The following is a 24,349-nucleotide window of genomic DNA, read 5'->3' on the forward strand; positions in this document are numbered from 1 at the left end:
TTTATTCAGATTTTGAAGATTTACGTAGCTTTGCTACCGTCACATCTACCGAAGGCCAAGGCGCAAGTTCGGTGCGGCTACGGCGTAAATAGCTTGCAATTTGCGCGATATCGTCATCGCTCATAGTTGCGGCAAAACCTGGCATGACCAGACTGGGCTGCGCCTCACGCTTAGCGATGCCATGCAAAATTACCTGTATCAGATTGGTCGGCTCCGCCGCGGTCAATGCACTATTCAGACCAAGCTCTGGACGGATAGTGGCTGGTTTGCCGTTGCTGTTGGAGTGACATGAGGCACATGCGGCAAGATATAAATTAGCTCCATGGTCATTGTATTGACCACCGACTTGCGACGACTTTGACATGATTTTTGCGAGCGTAGCTTCCGATTTGATCGTATCAAGACTAAGCAATTTAGACTGTTTGGCATCGGGAGCACTGCCATTCATGTCCGCAAAATAAATCGCCATCGCGCGGATGTCACTGTCAGGCGCTTTGGCCAGACCGTCATAAATAACCCCTGCCATCGGACCTGATGCAGTGCCGTGCAAAGCAGTCATGCCGCTGCGTAAGTAGGTATAAATCTCATCCTCAGTCCAGGGTAAAGGCGCGGTATTGGCAGCAGTTAAAGCAGGTGCAAACCATGCGTCAATATTGGCACCAAGGTAGGGTGAATTTTTTATCTCCGCACCCAACTTGTTGCGTGGCGTATGGCAGGCGGCGCAATGAGCAACGCCTTCAGACAAGTAGCGGCCACGATTCCAATCAACGCTTTTACCGACTTCAGTTTCGTAACTGGCTTTTTTAAAATACAACAGCTTCCAGCCAGCTTGCAGCGGGCGCCAGCTGAGAGGGAACGGCACGGTATTGGCAATGGCCGGAGCGACAACCGGCGGGCGGGTCATCAAATACGCATACAGCGCAGTCACGTCTTCATCCGTGATCGTGGTGAAATGGGTATAGGGGAAAGCGGGGAACAAATGCGCGCCATCAGCACGCACGCCTTCATGCATAGCACGCTTAAATGCCTCTTGCGACCAGCTACCAATCCCGGTAGCCGGGTCTGGCGTGATGTTACTGGAATAAATTGTGCCGAATGGTGTTGCCAGGCCGTAACCACCCGCAAATGCTTTGCCGCCTTTGGCCGTATGGCAAGACGCACAATTGCCTAGACCTGCCAGCACTGCACCTTTTTCTACTAACTGCGGAGAAAAACTGTTGGCTGCGGGAACCGGAGTAGCTGCCAGAGAAGGCCGCCAGAATGCGCCATAAACACATAAACCAGCGACAATCATGGTCGCTACCAGAGAAAGTAAAATTCGTCTTAGCAAGGCGGACTCCATTGATGTTGTGTTGAATTTGCGCTGGACTTACATTACATCTGCACTAAAACTTGATTACCTGCGCAGAGGCAATATGCGATGTCTCTATAGCCAGAAGAGCTGATGATAAGAGTGGCGTAGCTACATGTATGTCTGCTACCGAACACAAAAGGGCTTAAGTTAGGACTTATCGGAACTTCTAAAAATCCAGTCGCGTTGCGCTAAGGTATCGTTTTTTAAAAGTGCCCGGTAATAATGGTTGCCCCCATTGCTACGGGTTTTCACTTACTACTTTCTGACACACTGGGCAATAGTCGCTCAGCTATAATTGCCGCTTATCACTCTGGACAAGGATCTAGGGGAATGCGAAGCGTAATTCTTCGCAGAGCGTTGACATAAAAGCTCACTTATTGGCTGAGTTAATAGCTAATACAGTAGCCGAGTCAATCGCTAAAATAACAGTTGGCATACCGGTTTATCCTTTGCCAACAATAAAATAGTTTTACTCTTAAAGGGACAGCAAATGGAGACGGCAGCACCACGCCAATCGCAGCTCGGGATGGTTTTCCGCGTCACTAGCGGCAACTTTCTGGAGATGTTTGATTTCTTCCTGTTCGGCTTTTACGCCACCTATATTTCCAAGACTTTCTTCCCGGCGGCAGATGACTTCAGCTCGCTGATGTTTACCTTTATGACATTTGGCGCAGGATTTTTAATGCGTCCGCTAGGCGCGATCATTCTGGGCGCCTATGTCGATAGAATTGGTCGTCGCAAAGGTCTTATCACTACTCTCGCCATCATGGCGTCGGGTACGGTATTAATTGCCTTTGTACCGGGCTACGCCACCATCGGCATACTCGCACCGATCCTGGTCTTGATCGGTCGCTTGCTGCAAGGCTTTTCCGCTGGTGTAGAGCTGGGCGGCGTATCGGTCTATTTGTCCGAGATGGCAACGCCAGGACATAAGGGTTTTTATGTCAGTTGGCAATCCGCCAGTCAGCAAGTAGCAATTATCCTGGCAGCCGCGCTGGGCTATGGTTTAAACCATTGGCTGTCACCAACGGAAGTGGCTGATTGGGGATGGCGTATTCCATTTGCGATTGGCTGCATGATCGTACCGTTTATCTTTTTGATCCGTCGTTCTTTACAAGAGACGACAGAATTTCTGGCTCGTAAACATCGTCCGACGACAGCGCAGATTTTCCAATCCATGAAGAAAAACTGGGGCATCATCGTCGCAGGTATGATGCTGGTATCAATGACGACAGTATCGTTTTATCTGATCACGGTCTACACACCGACCTTTGGTAAAACTGTCCTGAAATTAACTACCAAAGATAGCCTGGTAGTGACTTTCTGTGTCGGTATTTCCAACTTCATCTGGCTGCCTATTATGGGCGCATTATCTGATCGGGTTGGTCGTCGTCCTCTACTAGTTTTCTTCACTGCATTAACTATCCTGACTGCCTATCCAACCATATATTGGCTGGTAGCTGCACCAAGTTTTGACCGTATGTTGATCGTTGAGTTGTGGCTCTCCTTCTTATATGCCAGTTATAACGGTGCAATGGTCGTGGCCTTAACCGAAGTGATGCCAGTTGATGTGCGTACCGTTGGCTTCTCGTTTGCTTATAGTTTAGCGACCGCCATTTTTGGTGGCTTTACACCCGCCATCGCCACTTGGGCGATTGAGGTCACTGGCGACAAAGCGGCACCAGGTTTGTGGATGACATTTGCTGCCATTTGCGGTTTAGTTGCTACACTTGTGCTATACCGCCGTAAGAGTGCGGCGACTGCATAAAGCTTCAACCATCTGCCAGCAAGGCTGGCGAAATGCAATATCCTTAAAAGCCGTTCAGCACATCACTGAGCGGCTTTTTTTCGTAACAAATATTAAGTTTTCTATTTTGAGAATTAAGTCATGCGATATGATTGCAAAAATATTCATTATAAATAATTAAAATCTTATGCAAAATATCGTCGATAACATTCTTAACTTCAACGCAGGTCGTGATTCCGAGCGCTTGACAATGAAGTATCACAATATGCGCCAAGATCCTTTTGTTTTTTTGCGTGGTACCTGCCATCTATTCTATGCACGGCTTCCTAAACATAAATTATTACAGCAAGCGCCTTTAACCTGGTGTTGCGGCGACCTGCATCTAGAAAATTTTGGTAGCTACAAAGGTGATAACCGGCTCGCTTATTTTGATATTAATGACTTCGACGAAGCTGCATTAGCACCGCTCACATGGGATTTAATTCGTGCCCTTACCAGCATTTTGATTGCAGCACCTACGCTCAGCGTAGCGACGAGCGATGCCACTGCGTTATGTAAGATATTTCTCGAGTCCTATCGTATAGCGCTCGCTAATGGCAAGAGCTATTGGGTGGAACGCGATAACACTAGTGGGATGGTGTACCAGCTACTAGATAGCGTAAAACATCGGCTACGTACTGATTTTTTAAACAAACGCAGTGTCCTAGTCGGTAAAAAACGGAAACTGATTATTGATAGCGTACACGCCCTAGCGCTAACACCCAAACAGCGTAAACGGATTCTTGAATGGATGGCCGCTTTTGCAGAAAAACAAACGGACAAAAAATTCTTTAAAGTGATTGATGTCGCCAAACGCATTGCTGGTACTGGCAGCTTGGGCGTAGACCGCTATATTCTGTTGGTACAAGGTAAAGGAAGTCCTGATAATAATTATTTACTCGACCTCAAACAAGCACTGCCTTCTTCATTGGTTCCCTGTTTAGGCGCACTGAGTAAATTACAACCAGTGTGGAAAAGTGACGCAGAGCGCACCGTTACATTACAGCGCCGTATGCAAGCTGTCTCTATGGCATTCCTACAGCCAGTAAATATCGGCAAGCAGTCCTATATCCTACGTGCCTTGCTACCGACAGAAGACCGGGTCGCGCTAGCTAAAGCTAAAACATCCATGCAGGAGATTCAAGACGTCATCAAGATCATGGGCGGGCTGGTGGCATCGGCACATTTGCGTAGTTCCGGCAGACAAGGCTCTGCTATTGCAGATGAATTAATTGCCTTTGGACAACAGAAAAAATGGAGTAAGCAAATGCTGACTCTGGCGCAAGGAGCAGCTGCGCAAGTCAATCAAGATTGGCAAACTTATTGCAAAGCGTATGATGCTGGTGATTTTGAGTGCTGATAATTAAAAGCAAGTACTAGATAAGCGCAGTAGCATATACTTCATCTGCCAGATTGCGTCAGGTAGGCTGTGGCTTCAGCTCTAAATTGGTCTGGAAGAAGCTCTCGGGAAGCGCCAAATACTGCTAGTTTTGCTCAAATGAAATACTCACGCAAATGGTTATATCGGCATCTCTCTATATCGCGCGCCTGAACGTCAAAACGGGCGATATAGCATGTCGCATACTGAGTCCCTCCATATTCACCAATTCCCAGCCTTGCTGCCCCATGGAATTTAATTTATCCTCAACCACTTTCAAGTCAAATTGCCCCGTCCAAAAGCTACGTTTCGCATGTATTGAAACAATTTTGTATTCCCACGTAGTCATAATTCCCCTTGATAATTTCTTACTGTTTTAATTGACTAAGGTAAAAAATATTACTTCTCCATGTAAACGAAAGATAGTCACTTCTTTCTACGCCCAACCAAGTGAACCTATGCCTGGTCAGCAAATACGACAAGTTTCAAAAGCTGCTTGCCTACTGCCTCTGGCGGAAGCGACGGATTAAACGACAAAGCGAGCTCGATACCATTTCCTGCCGGGTGTGCAATTGCAGCTCTGACGATACTGTTTGATGAGTTCAGGCTCATGCAGGTCATCAGACGATACGAACTCTCGAAGAGCTTCACTGAACTTAAATTCGATGCCGAGGATACTGGCTACTCGGTTTTTATTGTCGCTCGATATATTGAACGAATCTTGGAAATTCACTCTTTGCGTCTAGCTCAAGCTACCACTCAATAATAAGCACTCATCATTGAGCTGGCGAATTTGATTTTAAATTTATTCTTCGTGACGCGTGATTGCCGCTTTTTCTTCCACACTTTTATCCAGCCATTTTTGATGCAACATTCTTTCTAATGGGCGGCCGATCAAAAATAGCATCAACACAATAATCATCGCTACACCAGCAATTTGCCATGATCCCATGCCGCATACAATTCCCAGTGCGGCAGTCACCCAAATAGATGCAGCAGTCGTCAGTCCGCGAACTCTATCATTTCCTGCTTCATGAATGATCACGCCAGCGCCCAAAAAACCGACACCAGTAATTACACCCTGAATCACGCGGCTCACCGCGGATGGATCGTATTTTCCTTGCGAGAGCGAAAAATCCATACTCGCCATGGTTAATAGCGATGCACCTAGCGCCACCAGACCTAGTGTTTTAATCCCGGTTGGCTTGCCATGTAAATTGCGATCTAGCCCGATGATGCAACCGACAAGCACAGCAGATAAGAGTCGAAATGTGATTTCACGATAATCAATCATAGAAATTTTTATTGTTAGAGTTAAGGGATGTAAAGCTTAACAGGATGCAGCGGGGTTGTGAGACATACTGCCGCTGTCGGTAGATAAAAATCAGGCGCATCAGACTGATGCGCTTCGAAGCATTCTAAAATAAAGACAATCCTGTTTTTTTGAACTACTTTATGACTGACAAAACTAAACATAAATCGCCAGACAACCATCTTTTATCAGCTTGGAATCAATTTTAGATTTGACCCAATACGCTTTGCTGCCGGTGCCTGATTCGTATTTTTATGTGTCACAAACACACTGACCACTGCAGTTAAATGCTGCGCCTGCTCTTGCAAGGATTCGGTCGCTGCCGCTGCTTGTTCGACTAGAGCTGCATTCTGTTGGGTGACATTATCCATCTGACTAATCGCCTGACTGATTTGCTCGATCTCGGTATTTTGCTCATGATTGGTCGAGTTGATTGTGATCAAAACATCGCTGACGCGTTTAACGCTCTCGACTACTTCTACCATCGTATTACCCGCCTGATTTACCAGCACAGCGCCCGCCTCTACCTTGCTGACAGAATCGTTAATCAAGGTTTTAATTTCTTTGGCAGCACTGGCAGAACGCTGCGCCAGATTGCGTACCTCGGATGCGACCACCGCAAAGCCGCGTCCTTGCTCACCAGCTCTGGCAGCCTCTACTGCGGCATTTAAAGCGAGGATATTGGTTTGAAAAGCGATGCCATCAATGACGCCGATAATATCCACAATCTTTTTGGAAGATTCGTTAATTGACGCCATCATCTCGATCACCTGGCTGACTACTGATCCACCTTTGGAGGCGACTTCAGACGCGACAATTGCCATGCGACTAGCTTCACTCGCATTGCCGGCATTTTGCCGGACATTGTAAGTGAGCTCCTCCATAGAAGATGCTGTCTCTTCTACCGATCCGGCCTGTGCCTCTGTTCGTGCAGATAAATCCAGATTACCGGTAGCGATTTCTGAGGATGCCTCATGAATGGCATCAGTACCACCGCGTACCTCGTTGACGATATTCGACAGACTCTGGTTCATTTCTTTGAGGGACTTCATTAATAGACCAATTTCGTCCGTACCGTTGACGGTGATTTTTGAAGTGAGATCACCCGATGCTGCGGTTTGCGCCATATTGACTGCCTGGAGCAGTGGTCTGGTGATGCCACGTATTAGCCAATAGGTAATCGTGCCGCCCAACACCAAGGCGAGCAAAATACCACTCCAGAGTAAGCGGGAAGAAAACTGATAACGTGCCTGAGCATCTTTTTCTGATTCTGCGACCAGGCTATCCGCCTTCGCCAAAATAAAATCTACGATGCCATCAATTTTTTGGGTTGGCGGTCTGTCCATACCATTGACCAAGGTATCGACGATATGCGCACTATTTTGATCGGCCTGATCGTATTTTTTAAGTGCATCAAGGTATTTCCCCTGAAGTTCCTGGTGCGTAGTCAGCGCCTCATCCACCATCTTGGTATCTAAATCGAGTTGAGAGAATAGCTTCTTCAATTGCTGAAGATTAGTTTGCGTCACTTCACTTTGCTTTACAAAAGCTTCGGAATATTTGGTGAAGTTGGCGGGATCATTGCCGCGTAGTAGCAGATTTTTCCATTCTTGCACTTGCTTCTTAAATTCGACCTGAGCTTTTCTGGCGGTATTCACGGTTTGCGTCAGCACATTGTCTCTGTGCATGTTCGCAATATTGGTCGTACTGCTAAGGCTCAGTGCGCTTTGACCACCGATACCAATACTCACCACCGCCAAAAGAAGAATGCCAGACAAGGCACCCAACTTCACTCCGATTTTAATATTAGCTAGCTTCATTTGATTTCCTCTTTGCAAGAAAGAACATCGAACTACTTAAGTCAGGACTGATGCAAACTAGCATACAGCATGCCACGAAGCATCATATTTGAAGTCCGAATATATTTATCAAGCAGTTTGGCTTGTGCAATTGTTGCCGCACGGAAAATACAATTGTGACTGAATTCAGAACCGAAAATTTAAGCAAAAGTTGTTCTTGGAAAATAGCACTCTTTTGCAGAAAGTACATGGACGTAAGCCGCTACAGATTTGCATAAATGCACGGGGCGGCCATTCAGGAAGATAGGTAAACAGGGGGTTGCAACGAGAAATCAGACTTTGCCATCAATATACTCGACATGAGTATATTTAGATTGTCCATATAATCATTGGACAGTCAGGCATATTTAAGAAAAATAATGGGGAGTATATTTAACCGATATTTTCTATCAGGTGCGCCAACGGCGCACCAAAGGTACTATCGGAGCGGCGGGACAATTGCCTCGGCAGACATAACGACAGGCTGTGCATCAGGATGTTTTGCTAAAAACCGGCGGATATTTAAGGCGTCTAAAAAGCGGGAAGAACTGGCTCTGGCGTTCAGCAACACTAAGGTCGCCTTTTTACCGGCAAGCTTAAATCGCATGATCAGGCAATTGCCTGCCTCATTAGTAAAGCCGGTTTTAGACAAGAGAATATCCCAGCCTTTGCTGCCAACCAGACGATTGGTATTGTGGAAATTGACGTTACGTCCGTTGATTTTGATCAAATCAGATTGGTCTGTCGTGATATCGGCAATCTCTGGGTAACGGGAAGCGGCTACTGCCATTTTGATCAAATCTGCGGCAGTAGAGGTATTGCCCGGCGAGAGTCCTGTAGGCTCATTAATCACCGTGTTGGTCATGCCTAAGACTTTAATTTTTGCTTTGACCGCCGCGGCAAACGCAGTAGTGCCGCCAGGATAAGTGCGGGCAAGCGATGCGGCGGCACGATTGTCGGACGACATCAGCGCCAGTTGCAAGACATCGCTTCTGGCAAGCTTGGCACCGACGGGTACATGAGAAGAACTGTGTTTAAGCATATCGACATCGGCAAGTTCTATGGAGATTTTCTCATCCATATTGGGCTTACTATCCAGCACGACCATTGCCGTCATTAGCTTGGTTAAAGAGGCAATCGGGACGATATCTTTGGAATTTTTTTCTAGCAAAATCCGGCCAGTGCCATCCTCCACCACGATCGCATGTTGCGAGCCAAATGGCAGTGTGCTGGCGTCTTTGCTATGGGAGTTCGCAGCGTTTGCAAAGCTAGCTAAGCTGGTGAACTGTACGGAGAAGAGAAATACGAGTGAGGAAATGACGCGCAGCGAAATCAAATTATTCATTTAGGAGATTGTCATCTGAAGAATTACATCTGAAAATTACTAAAGCTCTGGTCAGAGCCTAACCGGAAAACCTTTGTGAGATTTTCCGGTTAGTTTAATGCAGAAAGAGTTGTAAATTCAACTGTCGAACGTAGTGTTACAAATCACCAACTACTCACGACTTATTTTGCAGTGTAGACAATATCAGCACGGCGATTTTCTGCCCAGGATGCCTCATCATTGCCAGTCGCTTTAGGCTTTTCTTTACCGTAGGATACTGCTTCCATTTGGGCTTCTGGCGTTCCCAGCAACGCCATCGCTTTGCGAACTGCCTCTGCACGTTTTTGTCCCAATGCGAGGTTGTATTCGCTGCCGCCGCGCTCATCGGTATTTCCCTGGATCAGAATTTTCCGGGTTTTACTGCTCGCAACATACTTGGAGTGTGCATCAACCACGCCGCTAAATTCTGGCTTGACTGTGTATTTATCAAAATCAAAATAGACGCTGCGTTTCGACAAAATATTGTTTGGATCGTTTAAAGGATCGACTGTCGGTGCGACGACCGTTGCTACGGTGCGCGTGTCTGGAGCGGTTGGTTTTGGTGTTGCGGCAACGGGTTCTGCAGGTTTGTCAGCGACTTTGACTGGTGAGCTGCACGCTGCTAAAAGAACAGCACCAGAGACGATAGTGGTGAAGGTGGCAATAGCGCGCATGTAAATTTCCTCTGAAAGTCAGTTTGAATTAGTAGTGTTTGGATGAATTTAAAGTTTGAATACCTTGCTCAAGCGCTGATCTTTTGCGCTGTTGAACAACCGGTATCATCTTTAAAGACCGCCAATGATCCAATAAAAGACTTAGGCGAAACTTAAATGCAGGCGATTTTTTAAAAAAAAGATTGATGATACGACGAGCAATCTCAGTCAGGCAATGCGGGAAAGTCGATCTGCACAGACAAACCACCAAGCTTAGAATCTGCCAAGCTGATCGTCGCTTTATGTCGGTCTGCAATCGTTTTAGCAATCGCTAATCCTAATCCGCTACCGCTGGGTGAGGTACCAGGCACACGATAAAATCGATCAAAGATTCTAGTACGTTCTTCCGGTCGGATACCGCTGCCAGAGTCCTGGATAGTCAGTGTGACTTTATTCGCCGTGGCTAGGATATCAAGTTGTACTTGTCCAGATTCAGGAATATAGCGGATAGCATTATCCAGTAGATTACAAATCATAATGCGCAGGCTATCGGCATTGCCCCAAATATCAATATCCGGTTCTGAGTTTGATCCAGAATCCACTAGCGTGTTGCTATGCAATTGGATATGGCGAGACAACGCGAATGGGCCGAGGTCTGAGATCGCCTGCTCAACGCAAGAAGTCAATGCAATCCTGCTCAACTCGCCATTCTGAGAAGACGGATCTTGCCTTGCTAGCGCCAGCAATTGCTCCACCAATCGGGAGGCGCGATCGACGCCGCCCAGTAAGCGCCCCACTGCTTGCGAAATCGCAATATCGTCTTTTGAACGTGACAGAGTTTGTACTTGCAAGCGCAGCGCCGTGATAGGCGAACGCAATTCATGCGCGGCATCTGCCACAAATCGCTGCTGCGATTGCAATGCCTGTAGCATGCGCGCCAGCAAAGAATTTAGTTCGGTTACTAGCAGAGATACTTCTTCTGGCACCCCGGTATCGGATACCGGCTCTATCGAATCGGCATTTCGGTTAGCCAACTCTAATCCGATCCGGTTCAGCGGCGCGAGTGCCGCGGTCACCAACCACCAAGCCGCGACAAACAATAACAGCGATACCGGAATAATCGGCCACAGCGAGCTGGTGACCAAGGACAAAGCGCGGTTGCGGCGTGCATCAATTTTTTGGGCAATTTGGACGACATGATTATCTGCTTGTGCCGCATAAATCCGCCACTCACCATTTTCCAGTGTGACGGTGGAATAGCCCAGCGGCGCTTGCTTTGGCAAAAAACGATAGGTGTGCGATTGATAGACACGCACGCCTTTATCGGACCAGACTTGTACGACAAAATCAAAACTATTACTTTCGATCCCGGGCATCGTATGCCACTGCGCCTCATCAAAATCTCTGTCTTGCAAGGCCAGCGCCATTTGCTGCATGTGGTAATCAAATAGTTTGTTCGCCTGCCGCATCGCCGCCTGAAATGACGTCGCAAATTGTAGCGCGGCAGCCAAAAAAATCGCAACGCCAAATAACAAAATCAGACGTACCCTTAATGATCGAAAAGTACTAAATGACTGAAACGAGCGGAATACGGACGACAAACGCGTCACTTTGACGGTGTTGATCGGCGTCATTGGCTTTTCTCCAGCATATAGCCGACACCACGCACGTTGACGATAAATTTTTGACCGAGCTTTTTACGCAGACCATGGATATACACTTCCACCGCGTTACTTTCTACCTCGCCCGACCAGCCAAACAAACGTTCTTCCAACTGACCACGGGATAAAATCGCACCGGGTCTGGTGATCAGCGCATCAAGAATAGCCCACTCCCGCGAAGACAAAATCACTTGTCCCTGGCTATTGCTAACCTCTTTGGTAATCGCATTGATCAGCACATCGCCATGTTGGTAAAGAGGTTCAACCCGTCCGCGGGCACGGCGCACCAGCGCATGTAAGCGTGCGATCAGCTCATCCAGATCAAACGGCTTGACCAGATAATCATCGGCACCGTTATGCAAACCTAACACACGCTGCGGGACGGTATCTCGTGCTGTCATCACCAGCACGGGGATCGCATCTCCGCGGGAACGCAGTTGACGCAAAATGTCCATGCCATCACGTGAGGGCAAACTCAGATCGAGTAGCAAGGCATCGTAGGCGTGCTGATGTAAGGCGTTTTCTGCGGCGGCACCATCGGTCAGCCAATCCACCAAAATCGCCTCACCTTCCAGCGCGATCTGGATATTTTCGCCAATCATAGGATCGTCTTCGACTAACAGAACTTTCATATTTTCTTAAAATGTTTGCGGCAGATTAGGCAGCTAGTCAGATTGCTAGCAATGTGCGGATTGTAAGCGAATCGCAAAGACGAACGATGCATCGTCATTTTTTTTCATGCCATTGTCGAACTGCGTCTTTCGATTACCCCATCCCGTTGCTAGCTTGCGACTCATCGTTTGGCGAACAACGATGAGCATGCCAACCAATTACAAAAAAACAACAACATCCAAGACAATTGGCAAGAACGGCAAGCTAAGCCGAACGCCATCCGGCGAACAGTCTCATCGCCATCACGGATTCGATCAAAGGGAGCACTATTTCGTATACGCCCCCTAATTTTCATAAAAAAACGCTCATTGTCCAATTAATATATGGATAATTTAAAATACTCCTATGCAGTATTAATTAATAGAATCTGGCAACGCGTTAATTTGCATGCATCTTTGTTCCTCAATTCTTCCCTGCCAGCATCAACTTCATTTACGCGAGAGCATTCAAAGCTTGCTCCGAAGAACATCATTTTGTTCGATGAATCAATACATTAAAAGACGCTTGATAAACTCTTTTAGTTGCAATATATTTAACAAATTAAATGACTCAGTGAAGCATCGCTGGGATTTAAGGGTGGCAATTCTGGTTCCATGTGTTGTGGTTTGTGTCCTCCCGTTTTGGTTTCAACACACCTAAGCAGACTCATTTTTTCAATTGTTCTTTTCAATTTTTTGAGGAAAACGCATGAACACAGTGGAAAACTCCCCCTCCTTTAAACGACGCACGCTGCTGAGCGCCGCGGTCAGTCTGTTATTTGTCTCGGGCAAAACATTCGCTGCCGATAGCAGTGCGGGCAAAGCCATGCTGGCGATGGCACCGATTGCAAAAAAAGAACCGGTCACCGATACCTATTGGGGCATGCAAATTGTTGATCCCTACCGCTGGATGGAACAAAAACCTGCAAGCACTGAATGGACTACCTGGCTTAAAGAGCAAAATAATTACACCCGAGTCGCATTAGAAGCCTTGCCAGCCAAAGCCTCATTCATGAAGTCGCTAGAGACCTATACCAAAGCAGTGGACACGCTGGGCTTTATACAATCCGCCGGCGATAAATTATTTATCTCGAAGCGGGTTATAGGATCGCAAGTAATCGCGCTGTTTGTCAGAGATGGCGGAGGCAAAGAGCGTTTGCTCTTTGATCCCTCCGTCGGTGTAGAAGCCGGAAAACCCACGCGTACTATGGATTATGCGATGCCCTCGCCAAGCGGCGATTATGTGGCGTATGGCGTCTCTGAGGGTGGCTCAGAAATAACCACCAGCTATATACTCAACGTCAGTACGGGCGACACCACAGAAGTGAGCCGCATCTTTTCACGCGGGACTGGCTGGACTGCCGATAGCAAGGGATTTTTCTATTACCGTCTGAGAGCCGATGCGGTTCCCGGTACGCTAGAATTTGGCAAAGGCGGCAGTTGCTGGCTGCATCGTATCGATCAAGCAGGCAAACAAGCAGGCAAGGATGTTGAATTATTCCGTAGCGGCGAAGGGCCAGATTTTGAAGAAATTGAAGATGACCAGCCGCATCTGGCAAGTGCACCACATAGCAAATGGGTTCTGGCTAGCCATGTTTGTAACGGCAATGAAATCGCCTCGCTCTACGTGTGCCGCTACGATGATTTGTTGAAGGGGTCACCAGCATGGCGCAAAGTCGCCAACCGCAAAGATGGCGTACTACAAGCCAAACTTGTTGGCGACGATATCTATGTTCTCGCCAACGGACGGGCTGATCGCGGTGAGATGCATAAACTCTCCGCCCAAAACGGCAAGATCGATGCCAGTACCAAAGTGATCAGCCAAGGCAGCTTCGTCATCAACGAATTTATCACTGCAAAAGATGGCGTCTATGTCCGCACCTTTGAACATGGTGTCAGTGGATTGATGCGACTCTCCGCCAAGGGCAAACTCGATAAAATCAACATGCCGATGCAAGGTTCGGTATGGAGTCTGGCGACTAATCCTGACCATACCGGTCTCTGGTATCTGATCGATGATTTGACAACGCCTGCTACCTCCTATCATCTGGATGGAAAGATGCTCACATCTACCAGCGTAGAACTGGTCAAAGCGCCGCCCTACAGCACCAAGAATTTTCTCACCACCCGCACCTCGGTCAGTGTCAGAGATGGCACAAAAGTACCGGTAGAGATTTTGTTGCGCAAAGATACGCAACGTGATGGTCACCGGCCTGTGCTGCTGATCGCCTATGGTTCTTACGGCTCTATTCTGGACCCTGGCTATAACAGTTCGATGCTGTCTTTATTAGATGCCGGCGGGCTGGTCGTGTACGCGCATGTGCGCGGCGGCGGCGAGCTTGGTGATGACTGGCATCGTGCCGGACAAAAAGCGACCAAGCCCAATACCTGGCGGGATGCGATTGATGTCGCAGAATTTTTGATCAAAGAGAAATGGACCTCGATAAAACAGGTCGCGCTGTGGGGCACCTCAGCTGGTGGGATCATGGTGGGACGAGCAATGACGGAACGACCTGATCTCTTTGGCGCTGCCATCGGAGAAGTTGGCGCATTCAATACCTTACGGTTTGAACTGACCTCCAATGGTCCGGGCAATGATGTCGAGTTTGGTACCGTAAAAAAGGAAGACGAGTTCCACGCGCTACTAGCGATGGATTCGTATCATGCGGTGCGCGATGGGGTCAAATATCCAGCCACCTTATTACTCACAGGCGCAAATGATTTACGCGTCGAGCCATGGCAAATCGGTAAATTTGCAGCGCGCTTGCAAGAAGCCAACGCGGCGAGTACACCGATCTTGCTGCGAGTAGATTACGACTCTGGCCACTTCGCCACGAGCCGTAAATATGCGATGGAAAAGTATGCGGATATTTTTAGTTTCGTTGTGAATTTTTGCAATACTACCAGCGCCAGAAGCTGACCTCACCAACAACGATAGTAAGCCAAAATCAAAAGCCCACGCGTCTGTTGACAGATGCGTGGGCTTTTGTGTTTGACGCAAGAAGAACTTATAACTTAGCGATGGATACCTCAGTCGCCTTCACCAGCGCGACCACTTCCGTGCCGATGACCAAGCCCAAATCTTTGATTGAGCGGGTGGTGATGACAGAAGTCACAATCCCTGCCGGGGTTTCCACATCGACTTCTGAGACCACAGATCCTTCGATAATCGCTTTGATTTTGCCGCGAAATTGATTACGTACATTGATTGCCTGAATGCTCATCATAACTCCTATGAAGATGAATAAGAAGATACTCCCCCGTTAAATTACAAAAATCACCAGATTGTCCAGACAATACCTGGACAATTTAAAATACCCACTACCAGTATCTAAATCGCCCAACTCACCTGATTGACTGTGCGCAGTAAAGAAACATCACCTGGTGTGTTGTCCGGCTCCCCATCTAATACAGATGCCGGATGACGTAAAACCCGTTTTAAAATCCGTTCTTCTAATTTGGCAAAAGCTGGATTACCGCGTGCCCGTGGCCTGGCAAAACTCACCCGTTCATCCAAGGTGATCTGACCGTCTTCAATCAAAATCACCCGATCAGCCAAGGCGATCGCCTCTTGCACATCATGCGTGACCAGCAAAGCGGTAAAGCCACGCTGCAACCATAATTCTTCAATCAGACTTTGCATCTCGATGCGGGTTAATGCGTCCAGCGCGCCTAAGGGTTCGTCCAACAGCAACAACTCTGGCTCGTGTACCAAGGCGCGTGCTAAGGCAACGCGCTGACGCTGACCGCCAGACAACACGGATGGCCATTCTGTCGCACGTTCCGACAATGCGACTTTTCCCAGCGCGTTTTTTGCGGCTAGCGCACCCTTGCTTTTTTCCAGACCCAGCGCTACGTTGCTAAGTACATTTTTCCACGGCAGCAGGCGGGAATCTTGAAACATCACGCGGGTCTCTGGCTTTTTTTGCCCCTGATTAAAACTGATCTCACCGCCGTCTGTCTTTTCTAAACCCGCAATCAGGCGCAACAAAGTGCTCTTGCCACAACCACTGCGACCAATCACGGCGACAAACTCTCCCGCTTTTACATCCAGGTTCAGCGCTTTTAGTACTTGTCTTTCGCCATACACTTTTTTAATACCGCGCAGTTGTATTGCCGCGCCTTTGGCTTGAGCTTCTTGCAGCTCCGGTGCGCCGGATGGATCTGACAATAGTTTTTCATCAGGCCATTGCGCAGCGGCAGCGTTGCTCCAGTCTCTATCCAGTTCCTCCTTGAGTTCCTTCTTCAACGCGCTAATATTGTGGACACTATTCGTAACCAAGTTCTTGCTTGTAGGAGCTGTATTACTCAAACCCGCGTGCTCTGGCGACGTATTTTCTGGGGTATAGCGAGGGATTAATGCATAGCGATTCATCATATTTTCCTTTGATAACCGGGATGCCAGCGCAACCAATGATGTTCTAAGGCGCGGGACAACACATCTGCCAGCTTACCCAGCAAGGCATATAAAAGTATCCCGACCAGTACCACATCTGTTTGTAAAAATTCACGTGCATTCATGGTCATATAACCTATCCCAGCTTGAGCAGAAATAGTTTCTGCCACGATTAATAAGACCCATACCAGACCGAGTGAAAACCGTACCCCAACCAAAATGGAGGGCAGCGCACCCGGCAGAATCACATCACGATACAGCGGCCAGCCAGACAGGCCGTAGCTTTGCGCCATCTCGATCAAACCTTTATCAACTGAACGTATGCCGTGAAAAGTATTTAAATAAATCGGAAAGAACACACCGATCGATACTAAAAATAACTTGGCGCTTTCTTCTATCCCAAACCATAAAATCACTAGCGGAATCAAGGCCAGCGCTGGGATATTACGTATCATTTGTAAAGTCGTATCCAGCAAAGTCTCAGCAATTTTAAAGCTGCCTGTCAGCAAACCCAGCAATAAACCCAGACCACCTCCGACGATAAATCCAGAAGTTGCACGCCACAAACTGGTCTTGGTATGCAGCCACAAATCACCAGAAATCGCCAGCGTCCAAAAGGCTTTTGCAACTGCCCAAGGCTCAGGCAAAATCCGGCTGGACAACCAGCCAACCTGCGCCGCAAATTGCCAGAGGCCGATCAAGAGCACGGGCACTGCCCAAGGTAATAATGAACGCAAGGACGAAACGGCTACTGCTTTCATATACTTACTTAGTTGCAAACCCAATCCACTGCCTGCCAAGGCATTATTAGTCTGTGCTTGCGGAGGCTGACGAGATTGCCTGCCACTAGCAAAAACGATCTGATCTGACACTTCGGTGATGAAGGGCTCCATAGTTTCTCTCTAACACCAATCTAACTTTGTGAGACCTTGGGCTCAATACTATTGGCAATAATCTCGCCAAAAGGCCCGGTCAACGTACTGATTTCCGCAGTTGGCGCTTTACCAATCAGTGGGAATACCAACTCGGCAAAACGATAAGATTCTTCCAAATGCGGATACCCAGACAGGATGAAGGTATCAATACCTAAATCGGCATATTCCTGCATGCGGGCTGCAACCGTTTCTGGGTCGCCCACCAATGCGGTGCCGGCTCCACCGCGCACCAGACCCACGCCTGCCCACAAGTTAGGGGAGACTTCCAGCTTGTCTCGCTTACCGCCGTGCAAGGCAGTCATGCGCTGCTGACCGACTGAATCCATTTTGGCAAAAGCGGCCTGCGCGCGGGCAATTACCGCATCATCTACATGGCTGATCAATTCTTCTGCGGCTTTCCATGCGGCGTCATTGGTCTCGCGCACAATCACATGCAAGCGGATACCAAAGCGCAAAGTACGGCCATATTTGGCGGCGCGTGCACGCATGTCCCTGATTTTTTCGGCAACGGCTGCCGGTGGTTCACCCCAGGTCAGATATACATCGACCTGCTCGGCTGCCAGCTCGTGCGCGGCCTCAGACGAGCCACCGAAGTACAGCGGCGGATAAGGTTTTTGCACCGGCGGATACAAGGTTTTTGCACCTTTGACCTTGATATGTTTTCCATCAAAATCAAAACCGCCGCTAGCACCGTCTGCGCCCTCGCCCGCTAAAGAGCCGCGCCAGACCCGCAAAAACTCGTCAGTGATTTCATAACGCTCAGAGTGATCTGCCCACAAGCCATCGGCCTCTAATTCGCCCTGATCACCGCCAGTTACTACGTTGATCAGCAAGCGTCCATTTGATAAACGATCAAAGGTGGATGCCATACGGACTGATAAGCCAGGGGAGCTCAGACCGGGACGGATCGCTACTAAAAATTTAAGATTTTTTGTCGCACCAATTAAGCTGGAAGCGACTACCCAAGCGTCTTCGCAAGAACGTCCTGTCGGTAACAAAACACCGTCATAACCCTGCGTATCGGCAGCAACCGCAATCTGACGCAGATAGTCATAATTGATCTGGCGTGCACCTTTGGCCGTACCTAAATAACGGCTATCGCCATGAGTGGGAATAAACCAAAATACATTAAAGCTCATGATAAATCCTTGAAAATATTGACGACTTCATTAACGAATTTTTAGTATGAAAATCTGAGTGCGACATTGTTAATCTTGATTGAGCTGATGTGGATTACTTCGTGCCAGGTGACAACCAGACGACATCTTTAATGCTGATCTTTTTAGGAATCAACTTCAGATCAAAAAAGGCGTCTGCAATACTTTGTTGTTCTTTAATGACTTGCTCTGAAATCGGCTTGACGCCAAAACTAAAACGCTTGGTCGCCAGATCAACAATAGAAGCGTCTAAACCCAATTGTGCCGTCAGTACGGCAGTGACTTCTTTCAGATTTTTACTGCCCCACTCATCGACTTTAGCAATTTCTTCCAGGACGACACGTAAAATATCCGGATGCTTTTGCGCGTACGGACGGGCAGCTAAATAAAATTGGTGATTGCTGACGATACCTTTGCCATCGACCAGAATACGGGCATCCAATTGCTTTTGCGCCGCAGCTAAAAATGGGTCCCATATCACCCAGGCATCGACGCTGCCACGCTCAAAGGCAGCGCGGGCATCGGCTGGTGCCAGGTAAATCACTTCAATATCTTTGTAGGCAATACCAGCTTTCTCCAGCACTTTGACCAGCAGATAATGCACATTGGAACCTTTGTTCAATACGATCTTTTTACCCTTGAGATCGGCTGCGGTTTTTAATGGAGAATTTTTCGGTACGATCACGGCTTCGCTACCTGGCGCTGGCGGTTCGTTACCGACATACAGCAAATCAGCTCCCGCAGCCTGAGCAAAAATCGGTGGCGCTTCGCCCACGGTACCAAAATCAATACTGCCGACATTCAAACCTTCCAGCAATTGCGGTCCTGCCGGAAATTCAGTCCATTTAACGTCGATACCTTGTGCCGCCAAACGGGTATCCAATGCGCCCGTCCCTTTTAACAAGGTCAGCGTGCCGTATTTTTGATAGCCGATACGTAATACCGTTTTCGCCTGGGCCGATGCCAATGAGGGAAATACGCTCAATGAGCCGCCAACCATGACGCCAGCAATTGCTGCTGATAACGTCGTCAGGGAACGACGTTTTGCCTGCTGCCCACCGGATAATACTGAGATTACTGACAACTGCTGATGCTGATTTTTTTGATCTTTACTCATGATATTTTCTAGTTTGTCTGGGTTGAGATGTAATGATCCCTGCCGCAGTATCTATAGCGGCATAGGTAACATCTAAATAACTACAACATGAATCAAGTGGCGCGCTAAGAACGATGCTTAGCCATCAAAAACTAAGCCGTACAGGGCACCTTTTCTGCTGCATGACTGCGATTGAGATCAGCGGTATGAGTTACAACTGCGGTAGTTGCGACTGGCGCTAATGGCAAAGCCGTAGTAGATTTCAGGCGATTGAATTCACTTAATGCCAATCCCTCATTCAATTGATGTATGCCAATATGCAGACGTTTTTCGATAGCAGGATCGAGTCTTAAACCGTCTTGCTCGGACCATACAATCTGAGCATCTGTGGCATAAACGCTGGGCAGAATATGCTTGGCATCTAGGGCTGCCAGTACCGGACGCAAGGCATAATCGAGTGCCAGCATATGTGACTGGCTACCACCGGTCGCGATGGGCAAGACCAGCTTATCTTTTAACCCGTCTTGTGGCAGCATATCTAAAAATAATTTCAGTAAACCGCTGTAAGCGGCTTTATAAACTGGCGTTGCCACGACGACGGCATCTGCCTCTGCAATCTGCTGACGAATCGCTGCCAGTTCAGAATTTTTAAAATCTGCATGTAGCAAAGCCTGCGCAGGTAAATCACGCAATGAAATATGAATCACATGATGACCAAGCTCACTCAACTTATCGCCGACAAAATGCAACAGGCGACTGGAACGTGAAGGTGTAGATGGGCTGCCTGAGAGTAATAAAATGGTCATGATGAAATGCTCTTTTTCAGTCTGCTGATGTGAATTTGGAACAGACGAAAAATGATCGAACCGGATAAAAATCTATCGCTACGTTGGCTATCATTTTGCGTCAATTCAACGTAATTACTTTTTACTCGGTTGATAGATCTGGTCGAATATACCGCCATCAGCAAAGTGTGTTTTTTGTGCTTTAGTCCATCCACCAAAAGTGTCATCAATATTGAACAACTTGATCTTGGCAAAATTGCTGGCATATTTTTGTGCTGCTTTTTCAGAGGTTGGACGGTAGTAGTTTTTAGCAATAATTTCTTGTGCTTCTTCCTTGTACAAATAGCTCAGATACGCTTCAGCAACTTTACGCGTGCCCCGTTTGTCGACAACTTTATCGACCACGGCAACTGGTGGTTCTGCCAGGACACTGATGGACGGCGTAATGATTTCAAACTTATCTGCGCCGAATTCTTTAAGCGCCAGATAAGCTTCGTTTTCCCAAGCCAGTAGCACATCACCAATACCGCGTTCTGCAAATGTGACGGTTGATCCGCGCGCACCAGAATCCAATACAGGAACATTCTTAAACACTTTAGATACGTACTCTTTTGCTGTGACTTCGCTACCGCCCGGCTGCTTCAACGCATAACCCCATGCGGCCAAATAGCTCCAGCGTGCACCACCAGAAGTTTTAGGATTAGGTGTGATGACCGAGACGCCCGGCTTAATAATATCGGCCCAGTCTTTAATTCCCTTTGGGTTACCTTTGCGTACCAGAAAAACAATCGTCGAGGTGTATGGCGAGCTATTGTGTTGCAGGCGTTTTTGCCATGCTTTGTCGAGCAAACCTGTGGCTGCAATCGCATCGGTGTCATAGGCCAATGCTAGTGTCACGACATCGGCATCAAGACCATCAATTACCGCGCGAGCTTGCTTGCCAGAACCTCCATGCGACTGCTTGATACTGACGTTGTCACCAGTTTTGGCTTTCCATTGCTTGGCAAATGCCTGATTTACGTCCTGATACAGCTCGCGAGTAGGATCGTAAGAGACATTGAGCAAGGTAACATCAGCGGCATGGGCAATACCGGAAAGACCGCCAGCAGCGGCAACGATTGACAATGAACTTACTAAAATGAGCTTTTTAAGGGAATTGATGCGTGGCAGTTTCATCTACAGTCCTTGAACTAAATTATTTTTCGAGAAGTGAAGAGTAAAACGGCCAGAATAAAAGGAGAACGAATAGTTTCGCGTTTTAATATGACTTTTACGCATATAGAAAAAGTCGCTCTGCTTTTTTTGGGTCACTTGCAAGAACACGGTAATTAGACCGACATATAAATCCACATCAGGATGACGCCAGGCCACGATATGGTGACCGTGGCACATCTTAAAAATCCTTATGCAAGTTAAGTCCTAAGTAGCGCTCGTCATCCCTTGGAACCGCGCGGGTGACATAACTGGCATTGGCGACTAAGTTCGTAGCATAGGATTTATTCGTCAGATTTTTACCGACCAGAGCGAGTCGCCATCCATTGTTGAGCGATGACAAGGCGATGCTGCCATTGAGAATCCCGAACGAGCCCTGTATCGCGTCTGGCGACTGGAACAAGTCATATTGCACTTTGCTTTGCCATGCGTAATCGACTGATAAATCCGTATTCAAACCATTTTGCAAAGGAATGGCGTAGCTCGCTCTTGTATAGGTTTTTACGTGAGGAGAAAACGGTAAGGTCTTACCATTCAGATTGCAAGATGCTGCTGCCGCTGGCGGGCAGTTGAACTGATCGATCGTCGCATCGGTGTAGGCCAACGATCCTGACAGGGTTAAACGTGCCACCGGTCGTGCTGTCAGGTCGATTTCAATACCTTGTGTAGACACATCACCAGCGTTGATCAGCCGTGTTACGACAGCACCTGCAACCGTGTCATAAAAGTTAGCCTGATAATTGGCATACTTCGTTTTGAAGACAGCCAGATTCAGAGTCAGACGTTTATCAAATGCGGTCGATTTAAGACCGACCTCAAATGAATTGGAGGTTTCCGGCTTTAGCGCCAAAGTATCCCGACTTAGCATATTAAAAAATACGTTATATGCCGGCCCCTTATAACCACGTGAATAGGTCGCATAGGCAACCACGTCTGGGCTTAGATCCGTTTGAATACCAACCCGTCCAGATACACCATTCTCTGAGGTGTCGCCGCTATTCTGTGCGCCAGGCTGCACGCCGGCAAACGCTGTTGCCTTGGTTGATGTACGTTGATGGTCGTAAGATAACTCATCATGTGTCCAGCGCAGTCCGGCAATTCCACGCCAAATCGAGGAGAAATTAATAGTGCTTTCACCAAAGGCCGAATAGCTATCGCTGCCTACACCATACACCGCATAACCCTGATCGGGACTAGTGGCACTAACTGCACTGGTAGAGACGATACGACGATAAGTTTCGCTATCCTTACCGTGCAAATAATAAAGCCCAGCGACGTAATCGATGAACTGCTCTTTGGGAGACGCAATCCTTAACTCTTGCGAAATCTGATCAAAAGCCACTGTACCGATATCGCGGGTCGCTGGGAAGTTGGCAGAAATACGATTCACATTATCGCTATTACCGATGGCCGACGTGGTCGTGTATTGCGTGTTGTCCCATCTTCTGATGGCAGTGATTGAGGTCAGCGTATATCCAGCGTTGCGCCAATCGACTTGTGCCGATACGCCTTTATTAATATCACGAATATCGCTAGGGATATCAGCGTTAACTTGGCGGCTATCTAGCGCAACCGTTGCCGGAAATATCGCCTGAGTGAACGCAGGACTATAGGATTTATAGGCGGTAAATGATGGCGAGCTTGTAGAGCGAAGGTAGTCAGCAATTAAGGTGATATCCGTATCTTTATTGGGCGTAATCAAGAATTTAACGCGAGCACCCTGTCTATCATAGCCGTTGACTTTTTCACCGCTGGCGACATTGCTGACATTGCCATCGTAGTTAGCATATAAGGCCGTAAAAGAAGCTTTCACTACCTCTGGTACCAGAGTGCCGGAAATACCGGCACGGACACGTTGCTCATTACTCTGATAATAAGAAGCATCAACATAGCCAGAAGTTTGTGACGTGGGCTGACGGCTGGTCACGCTGAGGACGCCGGATGAAGCATTTTTACCAAATAATGTTCCTTGTGGGCCGCGCAAAATTTCGATGTGATCGATATCTAGCAAATCAACAGTTGCCTGACCCGGACGCGCATACACGACGCCATCAATCACGGTTGATACTGTGGGCTCAACACCAGGCGAAGTCGAAATCGTACCAATACCACGCACAAAAATAGTGGAATCCTTATTCCCACCTTGCTGCCTAAAATTAACACTAGGAATCTCAGCCACGATTCTGTCGATACTAGTCCGATTGGATTGCTCCAGCTCATCACCATCTAGTACCGAAACCGCAATCGGCACCGATTGCAGAGAGGCATTGCGACGGGTTGCCGTCACGGTGATGATAGGCGCTGCGCCAGAATCATTGTCCGAGGTAGCTGCATTAATAGAAGCACCAATAGCGACATTAGTTTCAGCCGCACCCGCTGCGACAGAAAAGAAGGCGCTCGTCAGTAATATACTTTTTTTCAACTGAAATTTCAGACGGGATGAATGGGCGAATTGACTCGATGGAGTTTGAATACTATTTTTTGCAGATGCACTTCTCTTCTTCATTTCTTGATTCCCTTAATTGTATTTAGATAGTGAAAAATTCTGCTGGAGTCCTGAGAGTGCAATGCGGCTGACACGTCTTATATACATATGCAAATCAAATATCCTGATGATTTCCTTTATAAGAAAAATCAACTTTCTTAACCGAAGAATCAACTTTCTCTCGCGTGTCGGCTCTGCTACACTTTTTATGGTACCGGTACCGTCAGAAGTTTCAGGAAGTGTCAATTAGGCAGAAGTTGAAGTCAAAGAATTAAAAAGATCATCGAT

20 protein-coding genes are annotated in these 24,349 nt (G+C 47.6%); 3 read left to right on the plus strand and 17 right to left on the minus strand.

The features are described from left to right. Window position 1: 1 nt before the first annotated feature. Complete coding sequence (locus AAKU61_RS00390; RefSeq protein ID WP_354328762.1) at window positions 2-1,330, minus strand: cytochrome c; 1,329 nt, start codon at window positions 1,328-1,330, stop codon at window positions 2-4. Window positions 1,331-1,844: 514 nt separating this feature from the next. On the opposite strand from AAKU61_RS00390, the gene AAKU61_RS00395 reads away from it, so the two are divergent. Further along, the gene (locus tag AAKU61_RS00395) at window positions 1,845-3,122 is read left to right on the plus strand and encodes an MFS transporter (RefSeq protein ID WP_354328763.1); all 1,278 of its coding nucleotides are present in this window, start codon (window positions 1,845-1,847) and stop codon (window positions 3,120-3,122) included. Between the two features lie 166 nt (window positions 3,123-3,288). Then, window positions 3,289-4,500, plus strand: coding sequence for a DUF2252 domain-containing protein (locus tag AAKU61_RS00400; protein ID WP_354328764.1), 1,212 nt, complete (start codon window positions 3,289-3,291; stop codon window positions 4,498-4,500). 175 nt (window positions 4,501-4,675) lie between these two features. Here AAKU61_RS00400 and AAKU61_RS00405 read toward each other — a convergent pair whose 3' ends face one another. From AAKU61_RS00405 to AAKU61_RS00440, 8 genes are all read right to left on the minus strand, one after another. Beyond that, a complete protein-coding gene (locus tag AAKU61_RS00405) occupies window positions 4,676-4,867 on the minus strand; it encodes a DUF4177 domain-containing protein (protein ID WP_354328765.1) in 192 nt (63 codons plus the stop codon). A gap of 107 nt (window positions 4,868-4,974) precedes the next feature. Continuing rightward, window positions 4,975-5,130 carry a hypothetical protein gene (locus tag AAKU61_RS00410; RefSeq protein ID WP_354328766.1) on the minus strand — a complete coding sequence of 52 codons (156 nt, stop codon included), beginning with the start codon at window positions 5,128-5,130 and terminating at the stop codon, window positions 4,975-4,977. Window positions 5,131-5,323: 193 nt separating this feature from the next. Beyond that, window positions 5,324-5,812 carry an MgtC/SapB family protein gene (locus AAKU61_RS00415; RefSeq protein WP_354328767.1) on the minus strand — a complete coding sequence of 163 codons (489 nt, stop codon included), beginning with the start codon at window positions 5,810-5,812 and terminating at the stop codon, window positions 5,324-5,326. 206 nt (window positions 5,813-6,018) lie between these two features. Beyond that, window positions 6,019-7,650, minus strand: a complete 1,632-nt coding sequence (locus tag AAKU61_RS00420) for a methyl-accepting chemotaxis protein (protein ID WP_354328768.1) — start codon at window positions 7,648-7,650, stop codon at window positions 6,019-6,021. A 457-nt stretch (window positions 7,651-8,107) separates the two neighbouring features. Then, window positions 8,108-9,013 carry a serine hydrolase gene (locus AAKU61_RS00425; protein ID WP_354328769.1) on the minus strand — a complete coding sequence of 302 codons (906 nt, stop codon included), beginning with the start codon at window positions 9,011-9,013 and terminating at the stop codon, window positions 8,108-8,110. 161 nt (window positions 9,014-9,174) lie between these two features. Beyond that, window positions 9,175-9,705, minus strand: a complete 531-nt coding sequence (gene pal, locus AAKU61_RS00430; RefSeq protein ID WP_354328770.1) for a peptidoglycan-associated lipoprotein Pal — start codon at window positions 9,703-9,705, stop codon at window positions 9,175-9,177. Window positions 9,706-9,908: 203 nt separating this feature from the next. After that, window positions 9,909-11,318: an ATP-binding protein gene (locus AAKU61_RS00435; protein WP_354328771.1), complete on the minus strand. Its 1,410-nt coding sequence runs from the start codon at window positions 11,316-11,318 to the stop codon at window positions 9,909-9,911. Continuing rightward, entirely contained in the window at window positions 11,315-11,977 is a 663-nt protein-coding gene (locus tag AAKU61_RS00440) for a response regulator (protein ID WP_322120045.1), read from the minus strand. The genes AAKU61_RS00435 and AAKU61_RS00440 overlap by 4 nt, the downstream gene beginning before the upstream one ends. Window positions 11,978-12,704: 727 nt before the next feature. Here AAKU61_RS00440 and AAKU61_RS00445 point away from each other — a divergent pair. Next, the gene (locus AAKU61_RS00445) at window positions 12,705-14,915 is read left to right on the plus strand and encodes a prolyl oligopeptidase family serine peptidase (protein WP_354328772.1); all 2,211 of its coding nucleotides are present in this window, start codon (window positions 12,705-12,707) and stop codon (window positions 14,913-14,915) included. 88 nt (window positions 14,916-15,003) lie between these two features. On the opposite strand, the gene AAKU61_RS00450 is transcribed toward AAKU61_RS00445, so the two are convergent. The 8 genes from AAKU61_RS00450 to AAKU61_RS00485 all read right to left on the minus strand — a co-directional run bounded on the left by AAKU61_RS00450 (window position 15,004) and on the right by AAKU61_RS00485 (window position 24,082). Next, window positions 15,004-15,219 (minus strand): TOBE domain-containing protein, encoded by a 216-nt coding sequence (locus AAKU61_RS00450; RefSeq protein WP_322120047.1) that lies wholly within the window; start codon window positions 15,217-15,219, stop codon window positions 15,004-15,006. Window positions 15,220-15,326: 107 nt separating this feature from the next. After that, entirely contained in the window at window positions 15,327-16,370 is a 1,044-nt protein-coding gene (locus AAKU61_RS00455) for an ATP-binding cassette domain-containing protein (RefSeq protein WP_354328773.1), read from the minus strand. Beyond that, a complete protein-coding gene (ssuC, locus tag AAKU61_RS00460) occupies window positions 16,370-17,152 on the minus strand; it encodes an aliphatic sulfonate ABC transporter permease SsuC (protein WP_354328873.1) in 783 nt (260 codons plus the stop codon). Before ssuC ends, AAKU61_RS00455 begins: the two co-directional genes overlap by 1 nt. A 152-nt stretch (window positions 17,153-17,304) precedes the next feature. Next, window positions 17,305-18,465 carry an FMNH2-dependent alkanesulfonate monooxygenase gene (gene ssuD / locus AAKU61_RS00465; protein ID WP_354328774.1) on the minus strand — a complete coding sequence of 387 codons (1,161 nt, stop codon included), beginning with the start codon at window positions 18,463-18,465 and terminating at the stop codon, window positions 17,305-17,307. Window positions 18,466-18,559: 94 nt separating this feature from the next. Next, window positions 18,560-19,600, minus strand: coding sequence for a sulfonate ABC transporter substrate-binding protein (locus tag AAKU61_RS00470; RefSeq protein ID WP_503012561.1), 1,041 nt, complete (start codon window positions 19,598-19,600; stop codon window positions 18,560-18,562). Window positions 19,601-19,731: 131 nt separating this feature from the next. Beyond that, the gene (ssuE, locus tag AAKU61_RS00475) at window positions 19,732-20,385 is read right to left on the minus strand and encodes an NADPH-dependent FMN reductase (protein ID WP_354328775.1); all 654 of its coding nucleotides are present in this window, start codon (window positions 20,383-20,385) and stop codon (window positions 19,732-19,734) included. A gap of 114 nt (window positions 20,386-20,499) precedes the next feature. Then, a complete protein-coding gene (locus tag AAKU61_RS00480; RefSeq protein WP_354328776.1) occupies window positions 20,500-21,540 on the minus strand; it encodes a sulfate ABC transporter substrate-binding protein in 1,041 nt (346 codons plus the stop codon). Window positions 21,541-21,757: 217 nt separating this feature from the next. Then, window positions 21,758-24,082 (minus strand): TonB-dependent receptor, encoded by a 2,325-nt coding sequence (locus tag AAKU61_RS00485; RefSeq protein ID WP_354328777.1) that lies wholly within the window; start codon window positions 24,080-24,082, stop codon window positions 21,758-21,760. Between the last annotated feature and the right edge of the window lie 267 nt (window positions 24,083-24,349).

It is taken from the genome of Undibacterium sp. GrIS 1.2, assembly GCF_040544435.1.
In the GTDB taxonomy this organism is placed as follows: Bacteria; Pseudomonadota; Gammaproteobacteria; order Burkholderiales; family Burkholderiaceae_D; genus Undibacterium.

What these genes read in the sequence shown, in the direction of transcription:
- AAKU61_RS00470 (WP_503012561.1), bottom strand. Translation starts at nt 19,600, where the DNA reads ATGAGTAAAGATCAAAAAAATCAGCATCAGCAGTTGTCAGTAATCTCA.
- AAKU61_RS00450 (WP_322120047.1), bottom strand. Translation starts at nt 15,219, where the DNA reads ATGAGCATTCAGGCAATCAATGTACGTAATCAATTTCGCGGCAAAATC.
- AAKU61_RS00435 (WP_354328771.1), bottom strand. Translation starts at nt 11,318, where the DNA reads ATGACGCCGATCAACACCGTCAAAGTGACGCGTTTGTCGTCCGTATTC.
- ssuC (WP_354328873.1), bottom strand. Translation starts at nt 17,152, where the DNA reads ATGAAAGCAGTAGCCGTTTCGTCCTTGCGTTCATTATTACCTTGGGCA.
- ssuE (WP_354328775.1), bottom strand. Translation starts at nt 20,385, where the DNA reads ATGACCATTTTATTACTCTCAGGCAGCCCATCTACACCTTCACGTTCC.
- AAKU61_RS00405 (WP_354328765.1), bottom strand. Translation starts at nt 4,867, where the DNA reads ATGACTACGTGGGAATACAAAATTGTTTCAATACATGCGAAACGTAGC.
- AAKU61_RS00410 (WP_354328766.1), bottom strand. Translation starts at nt 5,130, where the DNA reads ATGAGCCTGAACTCATCAAACAGTATCGTCAGAGCTGCAATTGCACAC.
- AAKU61_RS00480 (WP_354328776.1), bottom strand. Translation starts at nt 21,540, where the DNA reads ATGAAACTGCCACGCATCAATTCCCTTAAAAAGCTCATTTTAGTAAGT.
- AAKU61_RS00485 (WP_354328777.1), bottom strand. Translation starts at nt 24,082, where the DNA reads ATGAAGAAGAGAAGTGCATCTGCAAAAAATAGTATTCAAACTCCATCG.
- AAKU61_RS00400 (WP_354328764.1), top strand. Translation starts at nt 3,289, where the DNA reads ATGCAAAATATCGTCGATAACATTCTTAACTTCAACGCAGGTCGTGAT.
- AAKU61_RS00395 (WP_354328763.1), top strand. Translation starts at nt 1,845, where the DNA reads ATGGAGACGGCAGCACCACGCCAATCGCAGCTCGGGATGGTTTTCCGC.
- AAKU61_RS00425 (WP_354328769.1), bottom strand. Translation starts at nt 9,013, where the DNA reads ATGAATAATTTGATTTCGCTGCGCGTCATTTCCTCACTCGTATTTCTC.
- AAKU61_RS00440 (WP_322120045.1), bottom strand. Translation starts at nt 11,977, where the DNA reads ATGAAAGTTCTGTTAGTCGAAGACGATCCTATGATTGGCGAAAATATC.
- AAKU61_RS00455 (WP_354328773.1), bottom strand. Translation starts at nt 16,370, where the DNA reads ATGAATCGCTATGCATTAATCCCTCGCTATACCCCAGAAAATACGTCG.
- ssuD (WP_354328774.1), bottom strand. Translation starts at nt 18,465, where the DNA reads ATGAGCTTTAATGTATTTTGGTTTATTCCCACTCATGGCGATAGCCGT.
- AAKU61_RS00415 (WP_354328767.1), bottom strand. Translation starts at nt 5,812, where the DNA reads ATGATTGATTATCGTGAAATCACATTTCGACTCTTATCTGCTGTGCTT.
- AAKU61_RS00420 (WP_354328768.1), bottom strand. Translation starts at nt 7,650, where the DNA reads ATGAAGCTAGCTAATATTAAAATCGGAGTGAAGTTGGGTGCCTTGTCT.
- pal (WP_354328770.1), bottom strand. Translation starts at nt 9,705, where the DNA reads ATGCGCGCTATTGCCACCTTCACCACTATCGTCTCTGGTGCTGTTCTT.
- AAKU61_RS00445 (WP_354328772.1), top strand. Translation starts at nt 12,705, where the DNA reads ATGAACACAGTGGAAAACTCCCCCTCCTTTAAACGACGCACGCTGCTG.